Annotated in this window: 20 protein-coding genes and 1 riboswitch; of the genes, 10 read left to right on the forward strand and 10 right to left on the reverse strand. The window is 71.7% G+C overall.

From position 1 onward, the window contains the following. Positions 1-118: 118 nt before the first annotated feature. The gene (locus OG406_RS16645) at positions 119-535 is read right to left on the reverse strand and encodes a cobalamin B12-binding domain-containing protein (RefSeq protein ID WP_081218962.1); all 417 of its coding nucleotides are present in this window, start codon (positions 533-535) and stop codon (positions 119-121) included. Positions 536-1161: 626 nt separating this feature from the next. On the opposite strand from OG406_RS16645, the gene OG406_RS16650 reads away from it, so the two are divergent. Both OG406_RS16650 and OG406_RS16655 read left to right on the forward strand, forming a co-directional pair. Continuing rightward, positions 1162-2028 (forward strand): esterase/lipase family protein, encoded by an 867-nt coding sequence (locus OG406_RS16650; protein ID WP_164373282.1) that lies wholly within the window; start codon positions 1162-1164, stop codon positions 2026-2028. Between the two features lie 83 nt (positions 2029-2111). Continuing rightward, entirely contained in the window at positions 2112-3854 is a 1743-nt protein-coding gene (locus OG406_RS16655) for a M23 family metallopeptidase (RefSeq protein WP_329186428.1), read from the forward strand. A 78-nt stretch (positions 3855-3932) separates the two neighbouring features. On the opposite strand, the gene pcrA is transcribed toward OG406_RS16655, so the two are convergent. Then, positions 3933-6419 carry a DNA helicase PcrA gene (gene pcrA / locus OG406_RS16660; protein ID WP_266847387.1) on the reverse strand — a complete coding sequence of 829 codons (2487 nt, stop codon included), beginning with the start codon at positions 6417-6419 and terminating at the stop codon, positions 3933-3935. A 338-nt stretch (positions 6420-6757) separates the two neighbouring features. Then, positions 6758-6928: riboswitch (cyclic di-AMP (ydaO/yuaA leader) on the forward strand. An 8-nt stretch (positions 6929-6936) separates the two neighbouring features. Between pcrA and OG406_RS16665 the strand changes: the two genes are divergently transcribed. After that, complete coding sequence (locus OG406_RS16665; protein ID WP_329186431.1) at positions 6937-8100, forward strand: C40 family peptidase; 1164 nt, start codon at positions 6937-6939, stop codon at positions 8098-8100. A gap of 104 nt (positions 8101-8204) precedes the next feature. After that, entirely contained in the window at positions 8205-9197 is a 993-nt protein-coding gene (locus OG406_RS16670; protein WP_329190839.1) for a tellurite resistance/C4-dicarboxylate transporter family protein, read from the forward strand. Positions 9198-9203: 6 nt separating this feature from the next. Here the strand turns inward: OG406_RS16670 and OG406_RS16675 are convergent, their stop codons facing one another. After that, positions 9204-9557 (reverse strand): hypothetical protein, encoded by a 354-nt coding sequence (locus OG406_RS16675; protein ID WP_267048328.1) that lies wholly within the window; start codon positions 9555-9557, stop codon positions 9204-9206. A 479-nt stretch (positions 9558-10036) separates the two neighbouring features. Here OG406_RS16675 and OG406_RS16680 point away from each other — a divergent pair, with 479 nt between their 5' ends. Next, the gene (locus OG406_RS16680; RefSeq protein WP_329186433.1) at positions 10037-11131 is read left to right on the forward strand and encodes a C40 family peptidase; all 1095 of its coding nucleotides are present in this window, start codon (positions 10037-10039) and stop codon (positions 11129-11131) included. 36 nt (positions 11132-11167) lie between these two features. Here the strand turns inward: OG406_RS16680 and OG406_RS16685 are convergent, their stop codons facing one another. Continuing rightward, complete coding sequence (locus tag OG406_RS16685; RefSeq protein ID WP_164373289.1) at positions 11168-11875, reverse strand: LuxR C-terminal-related transcriptional regulator; 708 nt, start codon at positions 11873-11875, stop codon at positions 11168-11170. Then, entirely contained in the window at positions 11872-13161 is a 1290-nt protein-coding gene (locus OG406_RS16690) for an ATP-binding protein (RefSeq protein ID WP_164373290.1), read from the reverse strand. Before OG406_RS16690 ends, OG406_RS16685 begins: the two co-directional genes overlap by 4 nt. A 278-nt stretch (positions 13162-13439) precedes the next feature. Between OG406_RS16690 and OG406_RS16695 the strand changes: the two genes are divergently transcribed. Further along, positions 13440-14816, forward strand: coding sequence for a PspC domain-containing protein (locus OG406_RS16695; protein ID WP_327409112.1), 1377 nt, complete (start codon positions 13440-13442; stop codon positions 14814-14816). Next, positions 14803-15033 carry a hypothetical protein gene (locus OG406_RS16700; RefSeq protein WP_164373292.1) on the forward strand — a complete coding sequence of 77 codons (231 nt, stop codon included), beginning with the start codon at positions 14803-14805 and terminating at the stop codon, positions 15031-15033. The genes OG406_RS16695 and OG406_RS16700 overlap by 14 nt, the downstream gene beginning before the upstream one ends. A 34-nt stretch (positions 15034-15067) precedes the next feature. Here the strand turns inward: OG406_RS16700 and OG406_RS16705 are convergent, their stop codons facing one another. Then, positions 15068-15598: a DoxX family protein gene (locus OG406_RS16705; protein ID WP_164373294.1), complete on the reverse strand. Its 531-nt coding sequence runs from the start codon at positions 15596-15598 to the stop codon at positions 15068-15070. Positions 15599-16013: 415 nt separating this feature from the next. Next, complete coding sequence (locus tag OG406_RS16710; protein WP_329186437.1) at positions 16014-17252, reverse strand: hypothetical protein; 1239 nt, start codon at positions 17250-17252, stop codon at positions 16014-16016. A gap of 311 nt (positions 17253-17563) precedes the next feature. Between OG406_RS16710 and OG406_RS16715 the strand changes: the two genes are divergently transcribed. Next, positions 17564-18445: a DUF4429 domain-containing protein gene (locus tag OG406_RS16715; RefSeq protein ID WP_329186438.1), complete on the forward strand. Its 882-nt coding sequence runs from the start codon at positions 17564-17566 to the stop codon at positions 18443-18445. A gap of 16 nt (positions 18446-18461) precedes the next feature. Here OG406_RS16715 and OG406_RS16720 read toward each other — a convergent pair whose 3' ends face one another. Continuing rightward, positions 18462-19256 (reverse strand): class II aldolase/adducin family protein, encoded by a 795-nt coding sequence (locus OG406_RS16720; RefSeq protein WP_081218949.1) that lies wholly within the window; start codon positions 19254-19256, stop codon positions 18462-18464. A 174-nt stretch (positions 19257-19430) separates the two neighbouring features. On the opposite strand from OG406_RS16720, the gene OG406_RS16725 reads away from it, so the two are divergent. Beyond that, positions 19431-19922, forward strand: a complete 492-nt coding sequence (locus tag OG406_RS16725) for a pyridoxamine 5'-phosphate oxidase family protein (protein ID WP_385391194.1) — start codon at positions 19431-19433, stop codon at positions 19920-19922. A 67-nt stretch (positions 19923-19989) separates the two neighbouring features. Here OG406_RS16725 and guaA read toward each other — a convergent pair whose 3' ends face one another. Then, positions 19990-21570: a glutamine-hydrolyzing GMP synthase gene (gene guaA / locus OG406_RS16730; protein WP_164373304.1), complete on the reverse strand. Its 1581-nt coding sequence runs from the start codon at positions 21568-21570 to the stop codon at positions 19990-19992. Between the two features lie 327 nt (positions 21571-21897). Between guaA and OG406_RS16735 the strand changes: the two genes are divergently transcribed. Next, entirely contained in the window at positions 21898-22182 is a 285-nt protein-coding gene (locus OG406_RS16735; RefSeq protein ID WP_081218947.1) for a chorismate mutase, read from the forward strand. Positions 22183-22763: 581 nt separating this feature from the next. Here the strand turns inward: OG406_RS16735 and OG406_RS16740 are convergent. Continuing rightward, positions 22764-23951 (reverse strand): hypothetical protein, encoded by a 1188-nt coding sequence (locus OG406_RS16740; protein WP_329186442.1) that lies wholly within the window; start codon positions 23949-23951, stop codon positions 22764-22766. Positions 23952-24052: the final 101 nt, after the last annotated feature.

Below are 24052 nucleotides of genomic sequence, written 5' to 3' on the forward strand. Positions count from 1 at the left end.
TCGCCGGCCCGGCGCGGCCCGGAGCACCCGGCGATCCGGCGCCGCCGTCGGGCCTGACCCTGGAGATCGGGGCCCCGGGATGTCCCGGCGCCCCCGAGGGAACAGCCGCGCGCGACGCTCAGGCGCCCGCGGGCTGCCTCACGTTCTCCCGGACCCAGTCGACGATCGCCGTGGTCGTCGCGCCCGGAGTGAAGATCTCCGCGACACCCTTCTCCTTGAGGGGCGCGATGTCCGCCTCGGGGATGATGCCGCCGCCGAAGACCTTGATGTCCTCCGCCTCGCGCTCCTTGAGGAGCTCGATGACGGCCGCGAAGAGCGTGTTGTGGGCACCGGAGAGGATGGACAGGCCGATCGCGTCGGCGTCCTCCTGGATCGCGGTGTCGACGATCTGCTCGGGCGTCTGGTGGAGCCCGGTGTAGATGACCTCCATACCGGCGTCGCGCAGCGCCCGCGCGATCACCTTGGCCCCGCGGTCGTGACCGTCGAGCCCCGGCTTGGCCACCACCACGCGGATCGGTCCGGCTGCCACACCCATCACTGCCTCCATGAAGCAAGAACACCGACTCAACGACTGCACAACGACGAACACGGAACGACGGCGACGACCGACCGGCGACTGCAGAAACAACTACAGAAAGCTACCAGTCGTCACCTGGCGTAAGTATTCAGTCACTGCCGACGCCGTCGACACCTACTGACCACTGACACCTATCGCACGTTCAGCCCCTCGCCACACCCGGCCTTCCGGATCGCTCCGAAGGACCGGACACGCCAGGCGGCACAAGCGTTCCGCGTCATAGTCGACCACGGAAGTGAACGAACGTTATCGCCAGCATCCCGTAACCGGCAGTTTCACGGCGGAGACCGAGGGGGAAATCACACAGTGGGACAAGTTCGCCGCGCAGGTTCCGCATCGCGGCACTGGCGCCGCACGGGAGTGCGGCGTACGGGCCTCGCCGGAGCCGGCGCACAGGAGAGCCGCCGACCAGGTGGCCCCGCCACCGCGTCGTCAGCGGGACTCCGCGGTGATGAGGCACATCGACGAGGGCACGACAGCGCCGGGTAAGCGCCGTCGGTCACCGCCGGCACCGGTGTCACGGCTTTCCACTAGGGCACACGGGGGACAGAGCGGTCCTGCCGCGTGCCGACGGGAGGTCGGCCATGAAGGTCCCTGGGACGGTATCGCCCTTTCTTCCCCTCTGTCAGCGTCTGTTTCCGACCAAACTCGCCGGGATCTCGGTGGCCCTGCTGAAGGCCACGGCCCTGGAGTTCGCGATCCTCGCCGGGCACCTCCTTCTCTACCCCTCCGGCATCACCGCGGAACGCCGTGTCGTACCGGCGCTCCCCTCCCCGGACGACGACGCGACCAAGCTGCCCACGCAGGCCAAGCCCCCGGTCGTGCTGCTGCACGGCTTCATCGACAACCGCTCGGTCTTCCTCCTGCTGCGCCGCAACCTCGCCCAGCACGGACGGCAGCACATCGAGTCGCTGAACTACTCGCCGCTGACGTGCGACATCCGCACCGCGGCGGAGCTGCTGGGCCGCCACATCGAGGAGATCTGCGAGCGCACGGGCCACGACCAGGTGGACATCGTGGGCCACAGCCTCGGAGGCCTGATCGCCCGGTACTACGCGCAGTGCCTCGGCGGCGACACCCACATCCGCACCCTCGTCACCCTCGGCACCCCGCACTCGGGCACCCGGGTCGCCCCCTTGATGAACGCGCACCCGATCGTCCGCCAGATGCGCCCGGGTTCCTCGGTGATCGAGGAGCTGTCCCGGCCCGCCCCCGGCTGCCGTACGCAGTTCGTCAGCTTCTGGAGCGATCTGGACCACCTGATGGACCCGCTGGAGACGGCCTGCGTCGAGCATCCCGACCTGCTCGCGCAGAACGTGCGGGTGAGCGGGGTCGGCCATCTCGCGCTCCCGGTGCACCCGGCCGTCGCGACCGGGATCCGGCAGGCACTCGACACGGAGGCGCCGGCGGCCCGTCCCGCGGCCCGCAGGGGCGGTCTCACGGTCGCCTGACCGCGTCCCCTCACAGCAAAAGTTCGAACACTCATCGAACGCCAGGCCAAAGCCTTGCCCGCCCTCCCCCGAAACACGGCCGAATGCCCGTTTCCCGCGAAGGGGAAACCTGCCGAAGATTGTCGCGCCCGCATACCGCCGGGTACAGTCACCGCACTGCTCTGCCAGCCCCTGTTGTCGAGGCGAAAGAGAAGTTGGTGAACGACCGTCACCCGTCGGGGACAGCAACTCCCCCGGCCCCGGCTTCCGATGCCGCCTCCGCGCTCTACGCGCCCTACGGCGGTCAGGAAGCCCAGTACGGCGACTTCACCGCGTACGGCGACCACTCCGTCGGCGCCTACGATCCCGGTGCGAACGCGAACACCACCGGCGCCTACGCCACCGCGAGTTTCGCCACCGACCCGCTCTTCGGCGACATGCCGGGCCAGGCCGGCGGCACGGGTTCGTACGACGCCACGCAGTGGAACACGGGCGCCCACCAGGCGATGAACGGCGACCCGTACGCGGCGCAGCACCAGGCCGCGTACGACACCGGCGCCTACGACACGACGGCCTGGGCCGGCGGTTACCAGCAGCTCGCCGAAATCCCCGCGCAGCACCCGGGCCCCGACTCCTCGGGCCAGTGGGACGCGAGCGCCTGGCTCCAGCCCGGGCAGCAGCTCGACGGCACCCAGCAGTGGAACGCCGCGACGCAGGAGACCGGCGCGTACGACGCGACGCAGTGGAACACCGTCGGCGGCCAGGACCCGTACGGTCCGTACGAGCACCCGCAGACGGAGACGTACGACCACCCGCGGACCGAGATCTACGAGCAGCAGCCCGAGCAGGCGGCCCCGGTCCCCTTCGACCAGCAGGCGACCGCCACCTTCCAGCCCGCCGCCTTCGGTCAACTCGGCTCCGAAGAGGGCGAGTTCGACGAGGCCGGCCACTCCGCCGACGCGGACGGCTCCTACCCGGAGCGCGAAGAGCGGGGCGCGCGGGACGACTTCGAGGCGTACGAGGCCTACGGCGACGAGCGGGAGACCCCGCTGCTCGACGACATGGAGGAGATCACGCCGGCGCCGCGCGCCGCGTCGCGGACCTCCTCCCGTTCCCGGCGCCGCAGTCCCGCGAAACGTTCCGCCCTGCTGACCATCGCGGTGCCCTCGGCCTGCGTGATGGGTGTCGCGGGGATCGCGGCGGCCTCGGTGGGCGGTGTCGGCGGCGACGACACCAAGGAGACGACGGCCAGCGCCTCGGACGCGACCGCGGTGAAGCCGTCGACCGCGAACAACAAGCTGGACACGCAGTTGCAGAGTCTGTCCGCGGGCGCGGACGACTTCGCCGACCGGGCGAGCCGCACCCAGGAGCGCATCGACCTGAAGGCGCAGCAGGTCCTGGAGAAGAAGAAGGCGGCGGAGGAGGCGGCCCGCAAGGAGCGGCTGCGTCCGAAGTTCGTCCTTCCCGTGGCCCAGAAGGGCCTCAGCGCCTACTTCGGCCAGGCCGGCATCAACTGGATGTCCGTGCACACGGGGATCGACTTCCCCGTCTCGTACGGGACGACGGTGATGTCCGCGACCGACGGGACCGTCCGGACGCAGTGGAACAGCGCGTACGGCAACATGATGATCGTGACCGCGAAGGACGGGACGGAGACGTGGTACTGCCACCTCTCCACCTACAAGGTGTCCTCCGGTACCACTGTGAAGGCCGGTGACCAGATCGCCTTCTCCGGGAACTCCGGCAACTCGACCGGCCCGCACCTGCACTTCGAGGTCCGCCCGGCCGGCGGTTCGGCGATCGACCCGCTCCCGTGGCTGCGCAGCCACGGTCTGGACCCCACGTAACCCACACCGTCGAAGGCGGTCCGGACCTCTCGTCGAGATCCGGACCCTCCGTAGGACTGGGCTGTCGAGCCGCTCGGGCTACAGCTTCTCCACCGGCGCGTACCGCAGCAGGAGCCGCTTCGGCTTGGGCTCGCCGAAGTCGACCGTCGCCTCCGCGTTCGCTCCCGTGCCGTTCACCCCGACGACCGTGCCGAGGCCGAACTGGTCGTGCGTGACGCGGTCGCCGACGGCGAGCGCGACCACCGGCTTCTCGGACACACCGCGACGGGTGGCGAACCCGGACGCTCCCGAGGCCGCGGACCGCGAGCGCGTGGACGACAGGGAGGCCGCGACACCGGAGACGGGACCGGCGGGCTGGGACGAGATCGCGCCGGTGCGCTTCCAGTCCAGATGCGTCGCCGGGATCTCCTCCAGGAAGCGGGAGGGCGGGTTGTACGACGGCTGTCCCCACGCGCTGCGCATCGAGGAACGGGTGAGGTAGAGCCGCTCCCGCGCGCGGGTGATGCCGACGTAGGCCAGGCGGCGCTCCTCCTCCAGTTCCTTGACCTGCCCGAGGGCGCGCATGTGCGGGAAGACGCCGTCCTCCATGCCGGTCAGGAACACCACGGGGAATTCGAGGCCCTTGGCGGTGTGCAGGGTCATCAGGGTGATGACGCCGTTGCCGTCCTCCTCGTCCGGGATCTGGTCGGAGTCGGCGACGAGCGCGACCCGCTCCAGGAACGCGGCGAGTCCGGCCGGGGTCTCGTCCTCGCCGGTCTCCTGCTCGAACTCCAGGGCCACGGCGGCGAGTTCCTGGAGGTTCTCGATGCGGGTCTCGTCCTGCGGGTCGGTCGACGCCTGCAACTCGGCGAGGTAACCGGTGCGTTCGAGGACGGCCTCCAGGATGGTGGCCGGGCCCGCGCCGGACTCGACGATCGTGCGGAGGTCCTCCATCAGCGTGTTGAACCGCCGGACCGCGTTCGTCGAACGGGCGGCCATGCCGTAGGCCTCGTCGACGCGGCGCAGGGCCTGCGGGAAGCTGATCTTCTCGCGCTGCGACAGGGCGTCGATCATCGCCTCGGCGCGGTCGCCGATGCCGCGCTTGGGCACGTTCAGGATGCGGCGCAGCGGGACCGAGTCCTCGGGGTTGGACAGCACCCGCAGGTAGGCGAGGACGTCCCGGACCTCCTTGCGCTCGTAGAAGCGGACTCCGCCGACGACCTTGTAGGGCAGGCCGACGCGGATGAAGACCTCTTCGAAGACACGGGACTGGGCGTTCGTCCGGTAGAAGACCGCGACGTCGCCGGCCTTGGCCTCGCCCGCGTCGGTGAGACGGTCTATCTCGTCGGCGACGAACTGCGCCTCGTCGTGCTCGGTGTCCGCGACGTAGCCCGTGATGTTCGAGCCCGCGCCCGCGTTCGTCCACAGGTTCTTGGGGCGGCGGGACTCGTTGCGCTCGATGACCGCGTTGGCGGCGGTGAGGATCGTCTGCGTGGAGCGGTAGTTCTGCTCCAGGAGGATCGTCTTCGCGTTCGGGTAGTCCTCCTCGAACTGGAGGATGTTGCGGATGGTCGCGCCGCGGAAGGCGTAGATCGACTGGTCGGCGTCACCCACGACGCACAGCTCGGCGGGCGGCAGGTCGGCGTCGCTGGGCGGGACGTCCACGGGGTGCTCGGAGGTGCCGACGAGCTCCCGCACGAGGGCGTACTGCGCGTGGTTGGTGTCCTGGTACTCGTCGACCAGGACGTGCCGGAAGCGGCGGCGGTAGTGCTCGGCGACGTCCGGGAAGGCGCGGAGCAGGTTGACCGTGGTCATGATCAGGTCGTCGAAGTCGAGCGCGTTGGCCTCGCGGAGCCGCGACTGGTACATCGCGTAGGCCTGGGCGAGGGTCTTCTCGAAACCGTCGGTGGCCTGCGCGGCGAAGTCCTCCTCGTCGATCAGCTCGTTCTTCAGGTTCGAGATCTTGGCGCTGAACGACTTCGGCGGGAAGCGCTTCGGGTCGAGATCGAGGTCGCGGCAGACGAGCGCCATCAGACGCTTGGAGTCGGCGGCATCGTAGATCGAGAAGGACGAGGTGAAGCCGAGCTGCTTGCTCTCGCGGCGCAGGATGCGGACGCAGGCGCTGTGGAAGGTCATCACCCACATCGCGTTGGCCCGGGGGCCCACGAGCTGCTCGACCCGCTCCTTCATCTCGCCGGCGGCCTTGTTCGTGAAGGTGATCGCGAGGATCTGGCCGGGGTGCACATGGCGCTCGCCGAGCAGGTGGGCGATGCGGTGGGTGAGCACGCGGGTCTTGCCGGAGCCCGCGCCGGCCACGATGAGCAGCGGGGAGCCGGAGTGGACCACGGCCGCGCGCTGGTTCTCGTTCAGCCCGTCGAGGAGGGCCGCGGGGTCCACGGCGGGCCGGTGGGCGCCGTCGCGGTAGTACGCGTCGCGGCTCGGCGGCACGTCGAACCGGCCGCCGAACAGGTCGTCCGCGACCGGCTCCGCGGCGTGCTCGTCCTCGGGCGGCGGCGGGTGCTCGTCCTCGTGGGCCGCGGAGGGCTTGAGGTCCGCCAGGAAGCTGTCGTCAAAGAGGCTGCTCATCGCTCTCCGAGTCTAGGCGGCCCCACTGACACACCGCGGCCACCCCGAGAACTCGACGGGAACCCGTGACTCGTGCGCGTGACCGGCTCGTGACGGTACGCGCACGTCGGAGTGGGTACGACCGGTCCCCACCACGACCACCGTCCAGCGAGGAGCCACCCTCGGGGCATCTCCGCAAAGTGACACACACCACGCACATCGGGCGTGCGCGACGGCGCACATGGCCAAGGTCACGAAAATGTATCGGGCATATCGCACTCCAACCTTCACACGGGCCACACGAGTTGGCTAGCGTGCTGGAAGGCCGCCCGACCGCAACCGGCGAACGTCGCCGGGCCGAGCGGCCTCCGCCGAGTTCGGCCCGCCCACCAGGCGGCCGGAGCCGGGGACCCACCGACCTGGGGTGAATCGGTCCGACCGCCCCGAGGGGCCAGGACCGTAGGGCAATCCTTCCGGAACCACCCGCCCGAACCCGACAGCTAACTCGGTAGGCGGATGACGGAAGGAGTCGCCTCTCTTGGCGTCGCACCGCAAGTCGCGTCCTACGGGTTCGCGCATGGCTGGCATACGGACCCCCGTCCTCGCGACGGCCGCCCTCACCTCCGTGGCCCTGCTCTCCCAGACGGCGAACGCCGCGCCCTCGGCCGAGCCGAAGCCCAGCGTCGAAGAGGTCGAGAAGAAGGTCAACGACCTCTACCACCAGGCCGAGACGGCCACCGAGAAGTACAACGCCACCCGGGAGAGGACCACCAAGCAGCGCAAGCGCGTCGACACCCTCCTCGACGACGTGGCCGAGCGCACCGAGAAGCTCAACTCCGCGCGCGAGGAGCTGGGTTCGTTCGCCGCCGCGCAGTACCGCACGGGCGCCTCCACGCCCGGCACCGCGACGCTGCTGCTCGCCGACGACCCGCAGGACTACTTCGACCAGACGCAGTTGATGAGCCGTCTGACGACCCGGCAGAAAGCGGCCGTCGACGACTACGTCACCGAGCAGGCGGCGACCACCAAGAAGCGCACCGAGGCCAGCGAGAGCCTCCAGTCGCTGACCACCTCGCAGAACGCCCTCAAGACGTCCAAGGCGACGGTGCAGCGCAAGCTCTCCGCGGCCCGCGACCTGCTCTCGAAGCTGACCGCCGAGGAGAAGGCGCGGCTGGCGGCGATCGAGAAGAAGAAGCGGGAGCAGGCGGCGGCCAAGGCGGCGGAACTGGCGCGTCAGCAGGCCGCGGCGGAGAAGGCGGCCAAGGAGAAGGCCACCGAGCAGGGGTCGTCGTCGGGCGGCACCACCGGCTCGTCCGGCTCGACGGCCACGGACCCCTCGTACGCGACGAAGGCCGGCAAGGCGCTCGCCTTCGCCCGCACGCAGATCGGCAAGCCGTACGTGTGGGGCGCGACCGGCCCGGACTCCTACGACTGCTCGGGCCTGACCCAGGCCGCCTGGAAGGCCGCCGGTGTCTCCCTGCCGCGTGTCACCTACGACCAGGTGAACGCCGGCACGACGGTCTCCCTCACCGACGCGAAGCCCGGTGACCTGGTCTTCTTCTACGACGACATCAGCCACGTCGGGCTCTACATCGGCAACGGCATGATGATCCACGCGCCGAAGCCGGGAGCGTACGTCCGCGAGGAGTCGATCTACTACGACGGCACCTCGGCGATCCACAGCGTGGTCCGCCCCGCCTAGGAACCTCTCGCGGGCACGCGCGCGGGGAGGCCGAATCGGCGCCACGCACGCGTGCCCCACCGGCAACCGGTCCCGCGGTCCCTAGCATCGGGCGCATGCCCGACATGCCGGATACGTCAGACCGTCCTCAGATCCCCGCCTGGTGGGCGCGGCGGGCGCCCGCCGCCGGGGCCGCCGTCATGGCCACCGGCATCCTCTCGGTGGGCCTGTATCTGACCGACCACGAGACCCTTTCCCGGATCGCGCTGGCCCTCGCGTCCGTCGGCTGGCTGGCGCTCGCCGCCGACTTCGCCGTCCGGCTGGTGCGGGACCGGGCCCGGTGGGTCCGGGAGGCCGGCACCCCGGCCGGGCTGACCGCCGTCGCGGCGACGACCGTGCTGGGCATCCGCTTCTCGGCACTGGGGTGGCAGACCCTCGCCGAGGCCCTCCTCGCACTGGCGGCCCTGCTCTGGCCCGTGCTGCTCGTGGCCGTCGTACGGCACTGGCGGCGGCGCGCGGCGGGCGGGGTGTTCCTCGTCTGTGTGGCCACGCAGGGCCTGTCGGTGCTGGGCTCGTCGGTCGCGTCGGCCGAGCGCTGGGACTGGCTCGCGCATGCCGCGATGGTGCTGTTCTGGCTGGGGCTCATCCTCTACGTGATCGCGTACACGCGGTTCGACCTGCGGGAGGTGGCACGGGGCGCCGGGGACCACTGGATCGCGGGCGGCGCGCTCGGCATCTCGGCGCTGGCGGGGGCCACGCTCGTCGCCGCGCACCACGTGAACCCGTACCTGTGGAACGACGACGACCAGGGTGCGCTGCGCGCGACGACCACCGTGCTGGTGACGCTGGCCCTCGTCGGGTTCTGCCTGCTGCTCGTGGCGGAGGTGGTGTGGCCGCGCCCGCGCTACGCGCTGGAGCGCTGGGGGACGGTGTTCCCGATGGGAATGACGGCGGTGGCCGCCCTCGCCGTCTCGGCCGCCCTCGACGTCTCCTGGCTCAAGGGGCTCGGAGAGGTCCTGCTGTGGATCTCGGTGGCGGCGTGGCTGGCGGTCGCCGCGGGCGCGGTCCTGGCGGCGCGGTCGACGGCGCGGGGCGCCACGCCCGGCGCCCCGGGATGAGGCCGGTCAGGTCCAGAGGACCGCGATGAAGATGTTCGCGACGGTGAGCAGGCCCACCAGGCCGAAGAGGTTCTTGTCGACCTTCTCGTCGTCCCGCTTCACATAGACGAGCCCGAGGATCACGATCAGCAGGGCCAGCTTCACGCCGATCTTGACGGTGTTGACCGTGTTGTCGTCGGCCTGGTTGAGGCCGACGAGGGCGACACCGGTGACGAGCATGGTGAGCGCGCCGTGCAGCATCGCCGGGACGAAGCGGGCGGTGCCGCGGCCCATCGCCTTCATCTGGGTGAGGAAGCCGCCGAGGAGCGCGGCGATGCCGATGATGTGCAGACCGACGAAGAGATGGATGAGTACGTCCATGGGGCCGGAGCCTAATCGGGGACCCTCGGGCGCCCTCCCACCGGGCCACCCCTTCGCCCCGGCCCTTCACCCCGCCCCTTCGCCCCGGCCCCTCCGGTCACCGGGCCCTCCCCGGGCTCGTGGGCACCGGCCGTCAGCCATAGCACCGGAGTCACTCCGGTCGTCCGGGATTCGCCGCTTCGGTCAGCGTGCTGGGTGAAGTCGGTGAGGCCGGGCGGGGATACCGGTCGCGTTCGGTCACCGGGCGATCCAGTGGCGACAGTTCCGTACATGGTGTCACCGACGCCGCACGCAGAGGTTTAGCGTCCTCCCCCAGGTGACCGGCGTTCCACCAACCCGCCCGGGCCAGGGGCGGCCGGCCGGACACCACCGCCGAGAAGGTCCGGCGGCGGCACGCTCCCCCTGTGTGAGCCGCCGCCGGACATGTCACCGCTTGACCGGCCCGACAGGGACGGTCGTACGGAAGGATGTGGGCCCTCGTGGCAGCGCACCGCAGGACCAGGCAGCGCTCTATCGGTGGAAACACGGCCCGCACAGCAGTCACCATCGCCCTCGCGGGGGTGGCGACGGCGACCGCCTTCGACGGGGTCGGCCACGCCGACCCCCAGCTCTCGCCGGCCCAGGTGAAGGCCAAGGTCGACACGCTGTACAAGGAGGCGGAGGTCGCCACCGAGAAGTACAACGGCGCCGAGGAGAAGGCCAAGACGGCGGAGAAGCACCTGCGGACCCTGCGGGACGAGGCGGCCCGCAAGGAGGACCGGCTCAACTCGGCTCGGGAGGCGCTCGGTTCGATGGCGGCGGCGCAGTACCGCAGCGGCGGCATCGACCCCGCCGTGCAGCTCGCGCTGTCCGACGACCCCGACCGGTACCTGGACGGTGCCGCGTTCGCCGAGCGGGTCGGCACCCGGCAGTCGGCGGCCGTCGCCGGCGTGCGCAAACAGCTGCGGGAGATCGAGCAGTTGAGGGGCGCCGCCCATGTCGAACTGACCTCGCTCAAGGCCCGCCAGGCCGAGCTGAAGCGCCAGAAGAAGACGATCACCGGGAAGCTGGAGGCGGCCCGCGGCCTGCTGGCCCGGCTCAGCCCCGCCGAGCGCACGCACTACGCGGAGCAGGGCGCGGAGGGCGGACAGCAGCGCGCCTCGCGCTCCTCGACCCGCGGACCCGCCCCGGCGACCGCCGCCGAGGCGGGTACCTCCGGCTCGACCGGTACGACCGCGGCGCCCACCTCACGTGCGGCGGAGGCCGTCGCCTTCGCGTACGCGAAGCTGGGCAGCCCCTACGTGTGGGGCGCCACCGGCCCCAACGCCTTCGACTGCTCCGGCCTCACCCAGGCCGCGTACCGCTCCGCCGGAGTGTCCCTGCCCCGGACGACGTACGCGCAGATCAACGCGGGCCAACGGGTCTCCCGCTCCGAACTCCAGCCCGGCGACCTCGTGTTCTTCTACTCGGGCATCAGTCACGTCGGCATCTACGTGGGCGACGGCCAGATGATCCACGCCCCGAACCCGTCGGCGCCGGTCCGCCTGGCCCCGATCGACCAGATGCCGTTCGCGGGGGCCACGCGGGTGGTGTGACCCGGGGACTCCGGTCCCCGAGCCCGGCCGACGGCCTCACACCAGCCGTCGAGCCGTGGCCCATCGGGTCAGTTCGTGGCGGTTGGACAACTGGAGCTTGCGCAGGACCGCCGAGACGTGGGACTCGACCGTCTTGACGGAGATGAACAGCTGCTTGGCGATCTCCTTGTACGCGTACCCCCGGGCGATGAGGCGCAGGACCTCGCGCTCGCGCTGGGTGAGGCGGTCCATGTCCTCGTCGACGGGCGGGGCGTCGGTGGAGGCGAACGCGTCGAGGACGAAGCCGGCGAGGCGCGGGGAGAAGACCGCGTCGCCGTCCTGGACGCGGAAGACGGAGTCGACGAGGTCCGTGCCGGTGATCGTCTTGGTCACGTAGCCCCGGGCGCCGCCGCGGATCACGCCGATGACGTCCTCCGCGGCGTCCGACACGGACAGCGCGAGGAAGCGGACCGGCTGTTCGGCGTCGGCCATCAACGGGGCGCAGCGGCGCAGCACTTCGACGCCGCCGCCCCCGGGAAGGTGCACGTCCAGGAGGACGACCTCGGGGCGGGTGGCGGTGATGACGGTGACCGCCTGGTCGACGTCCGCGGCCTCTCCGACCACCTCGACGCCGGTCCGCTCGGTCTCCCCGATCTCGGCCTGCACGCCCGTACGGAACATGCGGTGGTCGTCGACGAGGACCACACGCACCCGGCGTCCGTCCTCGGTGCCGCCGGACTCAACAGGCTCGTTCGCGTCGCTCATGACGTCTTCTCCGCCCTCTCCATCTCCAGCTCGACCTCGGTGCCGCCGTCCGGCACCGCGCGCAGTCGCGCCGTGCCGCCGTTGCGCTCCATGCGGCCGATGATCGATTCTCTGACGCCCATGCGGTCGGCGGGTATCGCGTCGAGGTCGAACCCCGGGCCGCGGTCGCGGACGGACACGAAGACCGTCCTTCCCTCGACTTCGGCGTAGACCTGTACGGCGCCGCCGTCGCCACCGTACTTGGCCGCGTTCACCATCGCTTCCCGCGCGGCCTGCATCTGTGCGGTCAGGCCCTCGTCGAGCGGGCAGTCGCCGACGACGACGACCTCGATGGGGACGCCGTGCTTGTCCTCGACCTCCGCGGCGTTGCGCCGGACGGCCTCGGCGAGGGTGTCGGGCTCATCGTCCTCGTCCTTGCCCGTCCCCTCCGGTTTGTAGAGCCAGGCCCGCAGGTCGCGCTCCTGGGCACGGGCGAGGCGGCGCACCTCGCCGGGACTCTCCGCGTTGCGCTGGATCAGGGTGAGGGTGTGCAGCACCGAGTCGTGGACGTGGGCGGCGACTTCGGCCCGCTCCTGCGCGCGGATGCGCATCAGGCGCTCCTCGGAGAGGTCCTGGGTCATGCGCACGAGGTAGGGGCCGGCGAGGAGCGCGATGCCGACGAGGACCGCGAGGGCGGCCTGGAGCACCGAGCCGAGGTGGGCTGCCGAGCCCTGGAGGACGAATATCCCGGACACGCCGGCGGTGACCAGCAGGACACCGGCCGCGGACCGCAGCAGCGTGAGCGTGCGGCGACGGCGGCCGACCTCGGCCCAGCGGGCCCGGCGCGCGTTGTCCGCCTGGCGCCAGACCAGGGCGACACCGGCACCGACGAGGACCGTGGGCCACAGGTACGCCTTGGTGCCACCGCCGAGATTCACGTTCCCGACGAAGACCAGGGCGACGACGACCATGAGGAGCAGGGCGACGATCTGACCCTTGTCGGGCTTGCGGGCCACGAGCCTGCGGCGGCCGTCCGGCGAGGTCTCCGCGGTGAACGCCGGGGTGCGGCCGGCGCCGACGCCGCCGACGCCGAGCGGCACGAAGAACCAGAACGCCGCGTACAGCAGGGCGCCGAGTCCGTCCGCCATGAACAGGCCGACGAACATCAGGCGCAGCCAGATCACGGGCAGCCCGAGGTGCCCGGCGAGCCCGCGCGCCACGCCTCCGAGCCAGCGTCCGTCGCTGCTGCGGTAGAGCTTGCGCGAGGGCCGCGGGTCGTCGACGGGCAGGGTTGCGGCTTCCGGCATGGCATCGATGGTCACACGCCCGGCGGGCCCGGGCATCAGGGTCGGCCCCGGATACTCCCCTGATCTTCCGGATCGCCCCACGGATCTTCCGGATCCGGCGCCCGAAAACGCCCCCGCCCCTCCGCTCGCTCGCTTCCTCCCGCCCCTCCCCTCGATTGCTCCCGCCTCTCTCTTCGGACGCCCTCGCATGCCCTCGCATGCCCTCCGGGCCGGATATCAGGGTTCTGCCAGGGTCGTCCCGACTGCCGCCGGGCCCTCCCGCCCGTCACCATGGACGCATGACAGATCAGCAGCACGCGGCGGCGGAGCCGGGCCCCGGCTCCGGGCCAGGTGATGAGCCGCGCGCTCCCGGGGAGGGCCGCACGGCGGGACGGGGCGGTGCGACCGCGGTGTCCGACGTCCCGGCCCGGTTCCGGCGCGACCGCCGCCAGAAGATGATCGGCGGGGTCTGCGCCGGGCTCGGCCGGCAGTGCGACATGGACCCGGTGATCTTCCGGGTCGTGCTCGCGGTGCTCTCCGCGACCGGCGGCATCGGCCTCATCTTCTACGGGTTCGCCTGGCTCTTCGTCCCGTACGACGACGACGAGGAGAACGAGGTCCGCAAGCTGCTCACCGGCCGCGTCGACGGTCAGGCGCTGGCCGCCGTGCTGTTCGCGCTGGTCGGCTGCGGTGTCTTCCTCTCGATGCTCAACAACGGCAGCGTGCTGACGTTCGCCGTGGTCCTCTCGCTGCTGCTGGCGGGCGCCGGGTACTGGTCGCGGCACCGGGACGCCCCGGACCCCGACCCGCTCGCCGCCCAGGCCGCCGCCGACGCCCCGCCGGCGGCACAGGCCCCTCCGGTGCCCGCGTCGTACCCGTCCTGGTGGCGCGACCCGATCGTCAAGGACGGCTCGCACGTCGGCGGCACCGGCTATCTGTGGGGCCCCGGGGAGACACAGGACCGGGACGTGGCGGCGGCGCTCAACATCGCCCGCGGCACCTCACGGACCGATCCGCACCGGGGCCGCGAGCCGAGACAGCGCGGCTCGCGCCGGATCGGCGGCCGGGTCTTCCTCCTCGCCCTGCTGGCCGGCGGCCTCGGCACCGGGCTGACCTGGGACGACCAGGCACTCGGCACCAGCCTCCAGGCCGGCCTCGCCGCCGCGCTCGTCGTGTTCGGCCTGGGCATCGCCCTGAGTGCCTTCCTCGGGCGTACGGGCGCGGGGTCGATCTTCCTGGCCGTGGTGACGGCGGGCCTGCTGGCCGCCTCCGCCGCCCTGCCGAAGGACATCACCACGCACTGGGTGCGGACCGACTGGATCCCCGTGTCGGCGGCCGACGTCCGGCCCGACTACGACCTCGGCACGGGCGTCGGCACCCTCGACCTGAGCCACGTCGACCTCGCCAAGGGGCAGACGGTGAAGACGAACGCGCAGGTGGGCGCGGGCCGGCTGAAGGTGATCGTCCCCAAGGACGCGACGGTACGGCTCACCATCGAGGTGGGCGTCGGGGACATCCAACTGCCGGGCGACAACGAGAAGGACGTGGACGTGCAACCGGGCAAGCACAAGCGGCTGACCCTGCCTCCGGCGACGGTCGTGAAGGACGGCGGCACCTTCGACCTCGATCTCCAGGTCGGCGTGGGCCAGGCGGAGGTGGCTCGTGCCGCGTCATGAGTTCCAGCCGGGCAAGCTGGTCGCGGGCCTCGCCCTCACCGGCGCGGGCATCGCGTTCGCCGGGGACGCGGGCGGCTGGTGGGTGACCCCGTGGTTCGTGATGATCCCGGTCGTCGTCGGCGGGCTGTGCCTGGCGGGCGCGGTGGCCTCCGTGACCCACGCGGTACGCGGACGCCGCGCGGACAGGCGCCCGCGCGGCGTGGGTTCTTCGTCGTGATCCGGTCCAGGTCGCAGCCCCGGATCGGGCGGCCCTAGTTGTAGGACCCGGCGCGTTGCCTGCGCCGGGACCGTAGGGCCGCGTCGAGCGAGAAGACGGAAGCACCCGCCAGGACGAGGGGGAGCCACGCCATCAGGTAGATCAGGTCGTTTCCGTAGTAGTACGGGTCCGAGGCCCAGCTCACCGTCAGCCACAGGCTGAGCGAGATGAGGGCGCCGCCCAGCGCGGCGATGCGGGCCAGCAGGCCGATGAGGGTGCCGATGCCGACGGCCAGTTCACCGAACGCGATGGCGTACCCGAAGCCGACGGGGCTCTTCAGGGAGAGGTCCACGAGGGCCGGGATCGCGGAGGAGTCGCGGACCGTGCGCATCATGTCGCCGATCGAGCCCGAGCCGGAGGACTTCAGGAAGGTGCTGTCGGTGAGTTTGTCGAGGCCGGCGTAGATGAAGGTGACGCCGAGGAAGATGCGTAGGGGGAGCAGGGCGTAGCGGCTTGCGGTGTCCCGCCAGCTTCGCCTCTCCTCCAGATACGGGTCGTGCGTGTCCGACCGCATACCGTGAGTCATCGCTCTGCGCCGCCTCTCACCCGGGTTCTGTTGACCCCTCAACAGACCATACGTACGAACACGCTTCCGCGCTCAACACCGGCCCCCTTTTCCTGCCCCGACTTCCAGGACACCCGGGCCCACCCCCACCACCCATCTCTCGCCCCCTCCGCCCCTACCCGACCCGAACCTGGGGCTCCGCCCCGGACCCCGCTCCTCAAACGCCGGAGGGGCTGAATTTCCCGCACCCGGCATACGGCGGAAGGGGCCGTGCCGGTACATCAGATGCCCGTCGCTTACGTCCGGATCGAGCAGCTCCCGCTGCTCGACCCACGTCTGATCCAGCGGCGACGGGCGGATGTACCGGCACGGCCCCGACCCACCCACCCACCGGAGCCCAGCCGGAGCGGCGAACCGCGGCCCCGGTCTGCTCCGCCTACTCCGTCACATCGATGCCGTACCGATTCGTCTCCACGCCCGCCGCCGTCACCACCTGGACCTCGACCCGGCCCGCCTCGACATCCACCGGTACCGGCACGGTCAGGACCGCGTCCGTCGGGTTGCTGAAGCCGCCGGGGACCGGGATCAGCGGGACGTGGACGTGCACCGGCCCGATCCGTACGACCATCCGGGACAGCCGCGCGGCGCCCTGCGCGCCCGGCGGGACGAAGCCGGCCCCCCGGATCTCGATGTCGTCCCCGGTGCGGATCGGCGCGTCGAGGTCGCCCGCCTCGCGGGCGCGGACCACGGAGAGGATCACCGGCCGGCCGCCCTCGGCGTACTTCCCGGCGAGATAGGTGGCCGCCGACACCAGCACCAGCCCGGCGAGACCCCACGGAAGGTCCGGCAGCTGCGACGGCCGCCGCGCCAACCGCACCGCCGCGAAGACGAGTGCGACCGCGCTGATCACGACGTACTGGAGGTCGGCGAAACTGCCGCGCCCGGAGTCGTCGGTCAGCAGGTCGGCCGCGCGCGGCCGGTCCGCGCGCACCTTCTGCAGCCGCTGCCCCAGCACCCGCAGCCCCACCACCCTGCGCACGAGCACCGCGACCCCGCACACCACGGCGACGACGGTCACGATCCCGGCGCCGCGGGCGAGTTCGAGCCCGGCGATGAGTTCGTCCCGCCGGCCGTGCGCGGAGGCGGCGGCGAGCCGGCCCACCAGCACGAGCACGGCGTACACGGTGAGCAGGACCCAACCGGCGGCGACCGCACGGGAGGTGGAGAGACGATTGTCCTCACCGATGACCGGAGCGAGAGCACCGCCCCGCGCCCGGTGCAGCCACGCCGCGCCCGTCAGCAGTCCGGCGAGGACGACCGCGGCGACCAGCCCGGCGGTCCGCGCCGCCGTCCAGCCCGCCCCGATCGCGGTGAGCGCCTGCACGAGGAGGAGGGCGACGGTGGCGCCCCAGACGGTGTACGCGGTGTAGCGCCACAGCCGTCCCAGCCAGGCCTCGCCGTCGAGGCGCCCGCGCTCGGCGACGAGGTCCGCGGACTGGGTGAGTTCGTCGGACACCCACTGCCGGGACGCGGAGGCGGAGTGCGCGACGCCGGCGGGCAGCCCCTGCCCGGACGCCAACGCGTCGCGCTTGGCGAGGAACTCGGCGACCGCGCGCCGGTGCCCCGTACGCGCCCCGTGCGGACAGTCCCCGCACGTGCAGCCACCCTCGTGCACGCCCGCTCCCCCGCCCCGTGTCCCGTCCTGCCCGCCGCCCGGGCCACCACCCCGGCCCGCGCCCTGCCCGCCGCCCTGTCCGGTGCCCGATCCGGCACCCGACCCGGCACCGTGCCCCGCACCGTGTCTCGCCTCCTGCACCGCCACGTCCACTGCCGCCTTCCCGCGCCAGAACTCTCGTACAGCCGACCCACAACTGCCCCTTATTGACAGCGAATTGTGCCGTACGGAGCACCGGCCGCATTCGTCAGGTCGGGTCAGCGCGGGTGAAGTGCGGGACTCCGTGTTGACCCGGCTGCGAGAATTTCCCCATGGCCGAGATCATCCAGCGTGACGGGACCTGGGCCTTCGACGGCAGCACGGTCCGGATCACGCCGGGACTGCACCGCAGCGTCCCGCTGTTCCGGCAGACGTACGGGGAGGTCGCCGTCCCGCTGGAGGCGGTGGCGGGTGTCGCGCACGAGCCCGAACGCAGGCGCGGCCGGCTGAGACTGCGGCTGCGCGAGGGCGCCGATCCGCTGCTCCAGGCGACCGGGGGCCGGCTCCCGGACGCGGCGGACCCCTACCGGCTGGCGGTCGACGTGGACCGTTCCGGGGTCGCCGCGTACGTCGCCGAGGAGATCCGCCGCGCGCTGCTCCTGGACCAGATCCCGAAGGAGCCGGCGACGGCGTATCTGCTCACGGGGCCGCCCGTCCCGGTGTCGGTCCGGTCCAGCGACGGGACCGTGTCCTTCGACGGGACGCAGGTACGGATCGACTGGGCGGACACCTCGGACCGGGTCAAGCGGGCGACGGGGCCGCGGATCATCGCGACGGGCGACCTGGTGCAGGTCGAGTGGCTGCCCAACTCCGGCTTCGAGGACGGTTTCCTGCGCTTCGTGACGCGGGACGCGGTGTTCTCGAAACTGCCGGCGGAGAAGGACCCGTACGCCCTCCACCTGTGGGGCAGCACCCGCCGCGACCTGCTCACGGCCCTGGTCGCGGCGGCGGTCACGGCACGGCTGCCGCATCCCTCGACGCGCGCCGGCGAGGCCGCGGACGCCCCTCGGGCGGCTGCGGTCGTGCCGCCGCGCTCCGACCACCACGACGTACTGCTGCGGCGCCTGCGGGAGTTGGGCGACCTGCACCGCGACGGCGTCCTGACGGACGAGGAGTTCGCCCGGACGAAGGCGGCGGTCCTGCGCGGCTTCTAGGGCCCGGCGCGCAGCCCTAGCTCAGGAGATCCGGTTCGCTGCGGCTGATGTCCTGCCACAGGGGCTGGTAGTTGATCCAGGCGACCAGGTCGCCGCCGAGTTGTTCGCGGGTGGCGACGGCCTGCTTGTGGTCGATGAGAAGGGGACGGCCGGCGGCCTTCGCGGTGAGCTGGACCTGGCTGGAGCGCTCCATGGACAGGAACCACCAGGCCGCGGCGTCCACCGAGTCCCCGACGGTCAGCGGCCCGTGGTTGCGCAGCACCAGCGCCTTGCGGCTGCCCAGCGCGTTCGCGATCCTGCGGCCCTCCTCGGCGTCGACGGCCACGCCGGTGTACGCGTCGTAGAGGGCGTGATCCTCGTAGAAGGCGCAGCTCTCCTGCGTGATCGGGTCGAGCAGGTCTCCGAGGGCGGCGAGGGCGCGGCCGTGCACGGAGTGGCAGTGGGCGACGGCGACCACGTCGGGGCGGGCGGCGTGGACTTGCGAGTGCACGGTGAACGCGGCCTGGTTGACGTGATAGCGGCCCTGGACGACCTGGCCGTCCTGGTTGGCCATCACCAGGTCGCTCACGGTGACGTGCTTGAACGGCATGCCGAAGGGATTGACCCAGAAGCAGTCGCTGTACTCCGGGTCGCGTGCGGTGATGTGCCCGGAGACACCGTCCTCGAAGCCGAGCCGCCCGAACAGGCGCAGCGCGCCGGCCAGCCGCTCCTTGCGGTGCTGCCGTTCGTCGTCGAGCGACTCGTGCATCGGCGGCATGGCGAACCGCAGCTGGTCGGTGGGGCGGGGCAGGGGCGGGGTGGGCCCGTGCATAGGTCCTCCAGCACTGGCGTGTTCGGTACGGAGCGGAAGTTACCCGGGGTCAGCGCAGGAGAACAGGGGTGGCCGGGGAGAGATGGTGTTCCGGGTGAGAAAAAACGGAACGGGGCCCGGAAGAGGGCGGGACGGGGCCAAGCCTCGCCGGAAACACGACAGAAGATGTCGGGTATGGACGGCAGACTGGAACGCATGAACTGGGACGCCCTCTCCGCAGCCGAACCTGACCTCGCCGCCACCGTCGAGGCGCGCTTCGGCGCCTTCACCCACCACACCCTCGCGACCCTTCGCCAGGACGGCTCGCCCCGTACGTCCGGCATCGAGGTGCGCATCGTCGGCGGCGAGCTGTGGCTGGGCATGATGCCGGACTCGCTGAAGGCCCTCGACCTCCGCCGCGACCCGCGCTTCGCGCTCCAGGCGAACCCAGGGGCCGGCACGGACATGGGCGGCGGCGACGTCCGCGTGAGCGGCCGGGCCGTCGAGGTCGGCGACGACGACCCCGCGAAGGCCGCGTACGTGAAAGAGGTGGAACCGCCGGAGCCGTTCCACCTCTTCCGCACCGAGCTGACGGAGGTCACACGGACCTACGTGGAGGACGAGAAGTATCTGGTCGTCCAGGTCTGGAAGCCCGGCGCGCCGGTGCGCACGCTCAAGCGGACCTAGGGCCTGTCGCCACCCACGCGCGACGGGATCACCGCCGCCCGCGGGAGGAGCGCCCCGCGCGGGAGGACTACTCCCACTCGATGGTGCCCGGCGGCTTGCTCGTCACGTCGAGCACGACGCGGTTGACGTCCGCGACCTCGTTCGTGATGCGCGTCGAGATCTTCGCCAGGACGTCGTACGGCAGCCGTGACCAGTCGGCCGTCATGGCGTCCTCGCTGGACACCGGACGGAGCACGATCGGGTGGCCGTACGTCCGGCCGTCGCCCTGGACCCCCACGCTGCGCACGTCGGCGAGCAGGACGACCGGGCACTGCCAGATGTCCCGGTCGAGACCGGCGGCGGTCAGCTCCTCGCGGGCGATGGCGTCGGCGGCGCGGAGCAGGTCGAGGCGCTCCTTGGTGACCTCGCCGACGATGCGGATGCCGAGGCCGGGGCCGGGGAACGGCTGGCGCTGGACGATCTCGTCCGGCAGGCCGAGTTCCTGTCCGACCATCCGGACCTCGTCCTTGAACAGCTGGCGCAGCGGCTCGACGAGCTGGAACTCCAGGTCCTCGGGAAGGCCGCCCACGTTGTGGTGGGACTTGATGTTGGCCGTGCCGGTGCCGCCGCCGGACTCGACCACGTCCGGGTAGAGCGTGCCCTGCACGAGGAAGGCGACGTCCTCGCCCTCGGCGGCCTCGGCGATGATCTCCGCCTGGGCCTGCTCGAAGACGCGGATGAACTCGCGCCCGATGATCTTCCGCTTCTCCTCGGGGTCCGAGACGCCCTTGAGTGCGGTGAGGAAGCGCTCCTCCGCGTCCACGACCTTGAGCTGGACGCCGGTCGCGGCGACGAAGTCCTTCTCGACCTGCTCGGTCTCGCCCTGGCGCATCAGACCGTGGTCGACGTACACACAGGTGAGCTGGGAGCCGATGGCCTTCTGGACGAGGGCCGCGGCGACCGCGGAGTCCACGCCGCCGGACAGACCGCAGATGGCGCGCTTGGTGCCGACCTGCTCGCGGATGAGGGCGACCTGCTCGTCGATGACGTTGCCGGTGGTCCAGGTCGGGGTGATGCCCGCGCCGCGGTACAGGAAGTGCTCCAGCACCTGCTGGCCGTGCGTGGAGTGCATGACCTCGGGGTGGTACTGGACGCCGTAGAGCTTCTTCTCGTCGTTCTCGAAGGCGGCGACCGGGACCACGTCCGTGGACGCCGTGACGGTGAAGCCCTCGGGAGCGGCGGAGCAGGCGTCGCCGTGCGACATCCACACCGGCTGCTCGTCGGGGGTGCCCTCGAAGAGGGTGGAGCCGGATTTCGAGACGTGCAGCGGCGTACGGCCGTACTCACGGGCGCCGGAGTTGTCGACCGTGCCGCCGAGGGTCGTCGCCATCAGCTGGAAGCCGTAGCACATGCCGAAGACGGGGACGCCGGCGTCGAAGAGCGCGCGGTCCAGGCGCGGGGCGCCCTCCGCGTACACCGACGAGGGGCCGCCGGAGAGGATGATCGCGGCCGGGTTCTTGGCGAGCATCTCCTCGACCGGCATGCTGCTCGGCACGATCTCGCTGTAGACCCGGGCCTCACGGACGCGACGGGCGATGAGCTGGGCGTACTGCGCACCGAAGTCGACGACCAGGACGGTGTCGGGGGCGGCGGGGGACGCTTCTGGCACGGTCTGCCTTCCGGCGGTGAGCAAAGGGTGTGTGGGGCCGATTCTACCGGGGGCCGCGGTGGGGGTGGCGCCGCCCGGTTTCCCCGCCCGGGTCTCACGATCCGAACCGGCTTGGCCGCGGTCCCCGCACGCGTGCATACTGCCGTCATGCTCACGCACACGACGTTCCTGTTTACCTATGGCAACCGGCCCACCGGCTGCCATGGTCGTGCTGCTTGAGCAACTGACAAGCGACTTCCCAGGCGCCCCGGGCCGACAAGGCCCGGGGCGTCTGCCGTTTCCGGGCCCGACGGCTCCGGGGCACCCCTTCCACCGAGGAGCCCCGCCATGACCGACGTACTCGACAAGACCGGCGCCCGCACCGACGAGGCCGCCGACGTGATCACCGGCGCCCGTGAGCGCATCGACGCACTCGACGACCGGATCATCGGCCTCGTCCAGGAACGGATGGCCGTCTCGGCGGTGATCCAGGAGGCCCGCATGACCTCCGGCGGCCGCCGGGTGAACCTCTCCCGCGAGATGGAGATCCTCGGCCACTACCGCGAGGCGCTCGGCAAGCCGGGCACCTCACTGGCCATGACGCTCCTCGAACTGTGCCGCGGCCGGGTCTGACCGCCCACGCGACAGGGCGACGGGCCGCCGGCGTCCAGGGCGGACGGCCCCTTACCCGGCGTACGCACGTACGCATCGCCTCTCACCCGTACGGCGCGTGACCGGGGCGGCGCGGGCTTCGTTTCTCCTGGTGTCCGTGCCAGCCAGGGGCGGGCCCGAAAGAACCACGCGTGGCTCCGCTGGAGCGATGAGACGTCCGGATCGTGCCGTGCGTCGTGGGACCTCGCTCCAGGTGGTGTGACCGGACGGCAGGGGACAGCAGCCCGGTCACTCATAGACGGTCGGCTCCGGGGACGCCCGGGGCCGCCCGGCGGAATCTGTTCAGGGATGCCGGACGGTTGCGGAGGCCGTCGCGACATCCGCACGAGCGAGAACAGCGCACAACTGAATCCGTGCCGCGGCCCCCTCGCCGCGACCACCCCGTGACCAGCGGCGCACCCCCCCCCGGCGCCGCCTCCAGGCACCGGCGCTGCCCTGACGTCGGTGCTGACGGAAGAAGGGCCCTTCGGACACCGTTCCGCGGGGCCCTTCGCCGTGCCCGGGCGCGGACACGGCCCGGGGCGAGCGGGCGTCGGCCGCGGTCAGGTGCGCGACACCGTGCCGCAGCCGCCGGTGGTGGCACTCCCGATGTCACGGCTGCGGTCGTACGGGTCGGTGGTCGGGCCGGTCGGCGCCGCTCCGGGGGTGCCGGTCGAGTCGAACTGCGGGTGCAGGAAGCCGTCGTAGACGTCGCAGGCCGAGTTGCCGATGTCCTCGCTGAACTCGACGATCCGCACCTTGCCGGGGGTGACCTGGAACTTCCGCGGGTCGGAGAACGCGACATCGACGACGCGCCGCACGATGGTGCGGGCGACCTCGGTGGAGTTCCCGTCGGCCGGGGTCACCGGGTAGACGAAGGTGTAGTCGGCGTGGACGACCACGGCCGCATTCTTGCCCGCCTTGAACGTGATCCGGCCACGCGTCTTGACCACCTTCCCGACCGGGCGGGCCTCGTCGGGGTCGAACCGGCTGAAGAGCACCAGCGGATCGTGCGCACGGTCCGGTGCGCGCAGCCACCGGTTCACGTCACGGATCATGCCGGGCACCTTGGGATCGAGGACGGCGATCGCCGCGGCGGGACGCTCCCCGCGCAGTGTCGCCGGGGCGAGATTCGCCCCGACGAGCAGCTTCTTCGTGTTGTCCAGCGCCGTCGCGACCTGCTGCTTGGTGAGCGAGCCGACCGGGGTGGCCTTCGGCAGGACGATGCCGGCCGCGCCGTCGGCCCAGCGCTCGGCGGGCGATCCGGCGAACGGCCGGTCCAGGGTGGGCGTTCCCGATGCGTCGGCGGACGGCGGCGCGGTCGGTGCCGTTGTCTCGGCGGGCAGCGGGAGGGCGTCCACGGGAGCGTCGGGCGACGCGCCGAAGGGGTCACCCGGCAGCAGGGACGGCTTCATCGCGACGACCGCGACGGCGACGACGAGCGGGATGCCGAGGATCGCCCACAGCCGACGGCGCCGGGCGGCGCGTCCGTCCATCTCGCGCCAGGCGGGACCGGTCCGCCAGCCCTCGGGCTGCGCGGGGCGCGGCGGGGTCCTGCGGAAGGTCCGGCGGGAGCGCTCGGCCTCCCGGGCGTCCTCCTGGCGCAGCCGCTCCGTCACCAGGCGAGCCCGCGCGGACGGCTCCTTCGGCGCGGAGCTCCGGATGTCGCGCTCGCTGTCGCGCGCGAAACGCTCCCACACATCGTCAGGAACCGCTGGTGGCCCGGCTTCTTCGGGCTGCTTCTCAGACACGAGGGTCAGTTCTAAGCCGTTCGAATGCATGTACACAAGGCGCATATGGATGTGACTCAGCCCACATAAGAATTCTGTGAAGTACCGGACAACCCTTCGCG

This window comes from Streptomyces sp. NBC_01428 (genome assembly GCF_036231965.1).
GTDB lineage: Bacteria > Actinomycetota > Actinomycetes > Streptomycetales > Streptomycetaceae > Streptomyces.

Coding starts and splice junctions, on each gene's coding strand:
- OG406_RS16645 (WP_081218962.1), bottom strand. CDS start 535: ATGGGTGTGGCAGCCGGACCGATCCGCGTGGTGGTGGCCAAGCCGGGG.
- OG406_RS16650 (WP_164373282.1), top strand. CDS start 1,162: ATGAAGGTCCCTGGGACGGTATCGCCCTTTCTTCCCCTCTGTCAGCGT.
- OG406_RS16655 (WP_329186428.1), top strand. CDS start 2,112: ATGCCCGTTTCCCGCGAAGGGGAAACCTGCCGAAGATTGTCGCGCCCG.
- pcrA (WP_266847387.1), bottom strand. CDS start 6,419: ATGAGCAGCCTCTTTGACGACAGCTTCCTGGCGGACCTCAAGCCCTCC.
- OG406_RS16670 (WP_329190839.1), top strand. CDS start 8,205: ATGCCGGATACGTCAGACCGTCCTCAGATCCCCGCCTGGTGGGCGCGG.
- OG406_RS16675 (WP_267048328.1), bottom strand. CDS start 9,557: ATGGACGTACTCATCCATCTCTTCGTCGGTCTGCACATCATCGGCATC.
- OG406_RS16685 (WP_164373289.1), bottom strand. CDS start 11,875: ATGAGCGACGCGAACGAGCCTGTTGAGTCCGGCGGCACCGAGGACGGA.
- OG406_RS16690 (WP_164373290.1), bottom strand. CDS start 13,161: ATGCCGGAAGCCGCAACCCTGCCCGTCGACGACCCGCGGCCCTCGCGC.
- OG406_RS16695 (WP_327409112.1), top strand. CDS start 13,440: ATGACAGATCAGCAGCACGCGGCGGCGGAGCCGGGCCCCGGCTCCGGG.
- OG406_RS16705 (WP_164373294.1), bottom strand. CDS start 15,598: ATGACTCACGGTATGCGGTCGGACACGCACGACCCGTATCTGGAGGAG.
- OG406_RS16715 (WP_329186438.1), top strand. CDS start 17,564: ATGGCCGAGATCATCCAGCGTGACGGGACCTGGGCCTTCGACGGCAGC.
- OG406_RS16720 (WP_081218949.1), bottom strand. CDS start 19,256: ATGCACGGGCCCACCCCGCCCCTGCCCCGCCCCACCGACCAGCTGCGG.
- OG406_RS16725 (WP_385391194.1), top strand. CDS start 19,431: ATGGACGGCAGACTGGAACGCATGAACTGGGACGCCCTCTCCGCAGCC.
- OG406_RS16735 (WP_081218947.1), top strand. CDS start 21,898: ATGACCGACGTACTCGACAAGACCGGCGCCCGCACCGACGAGGCCGCC.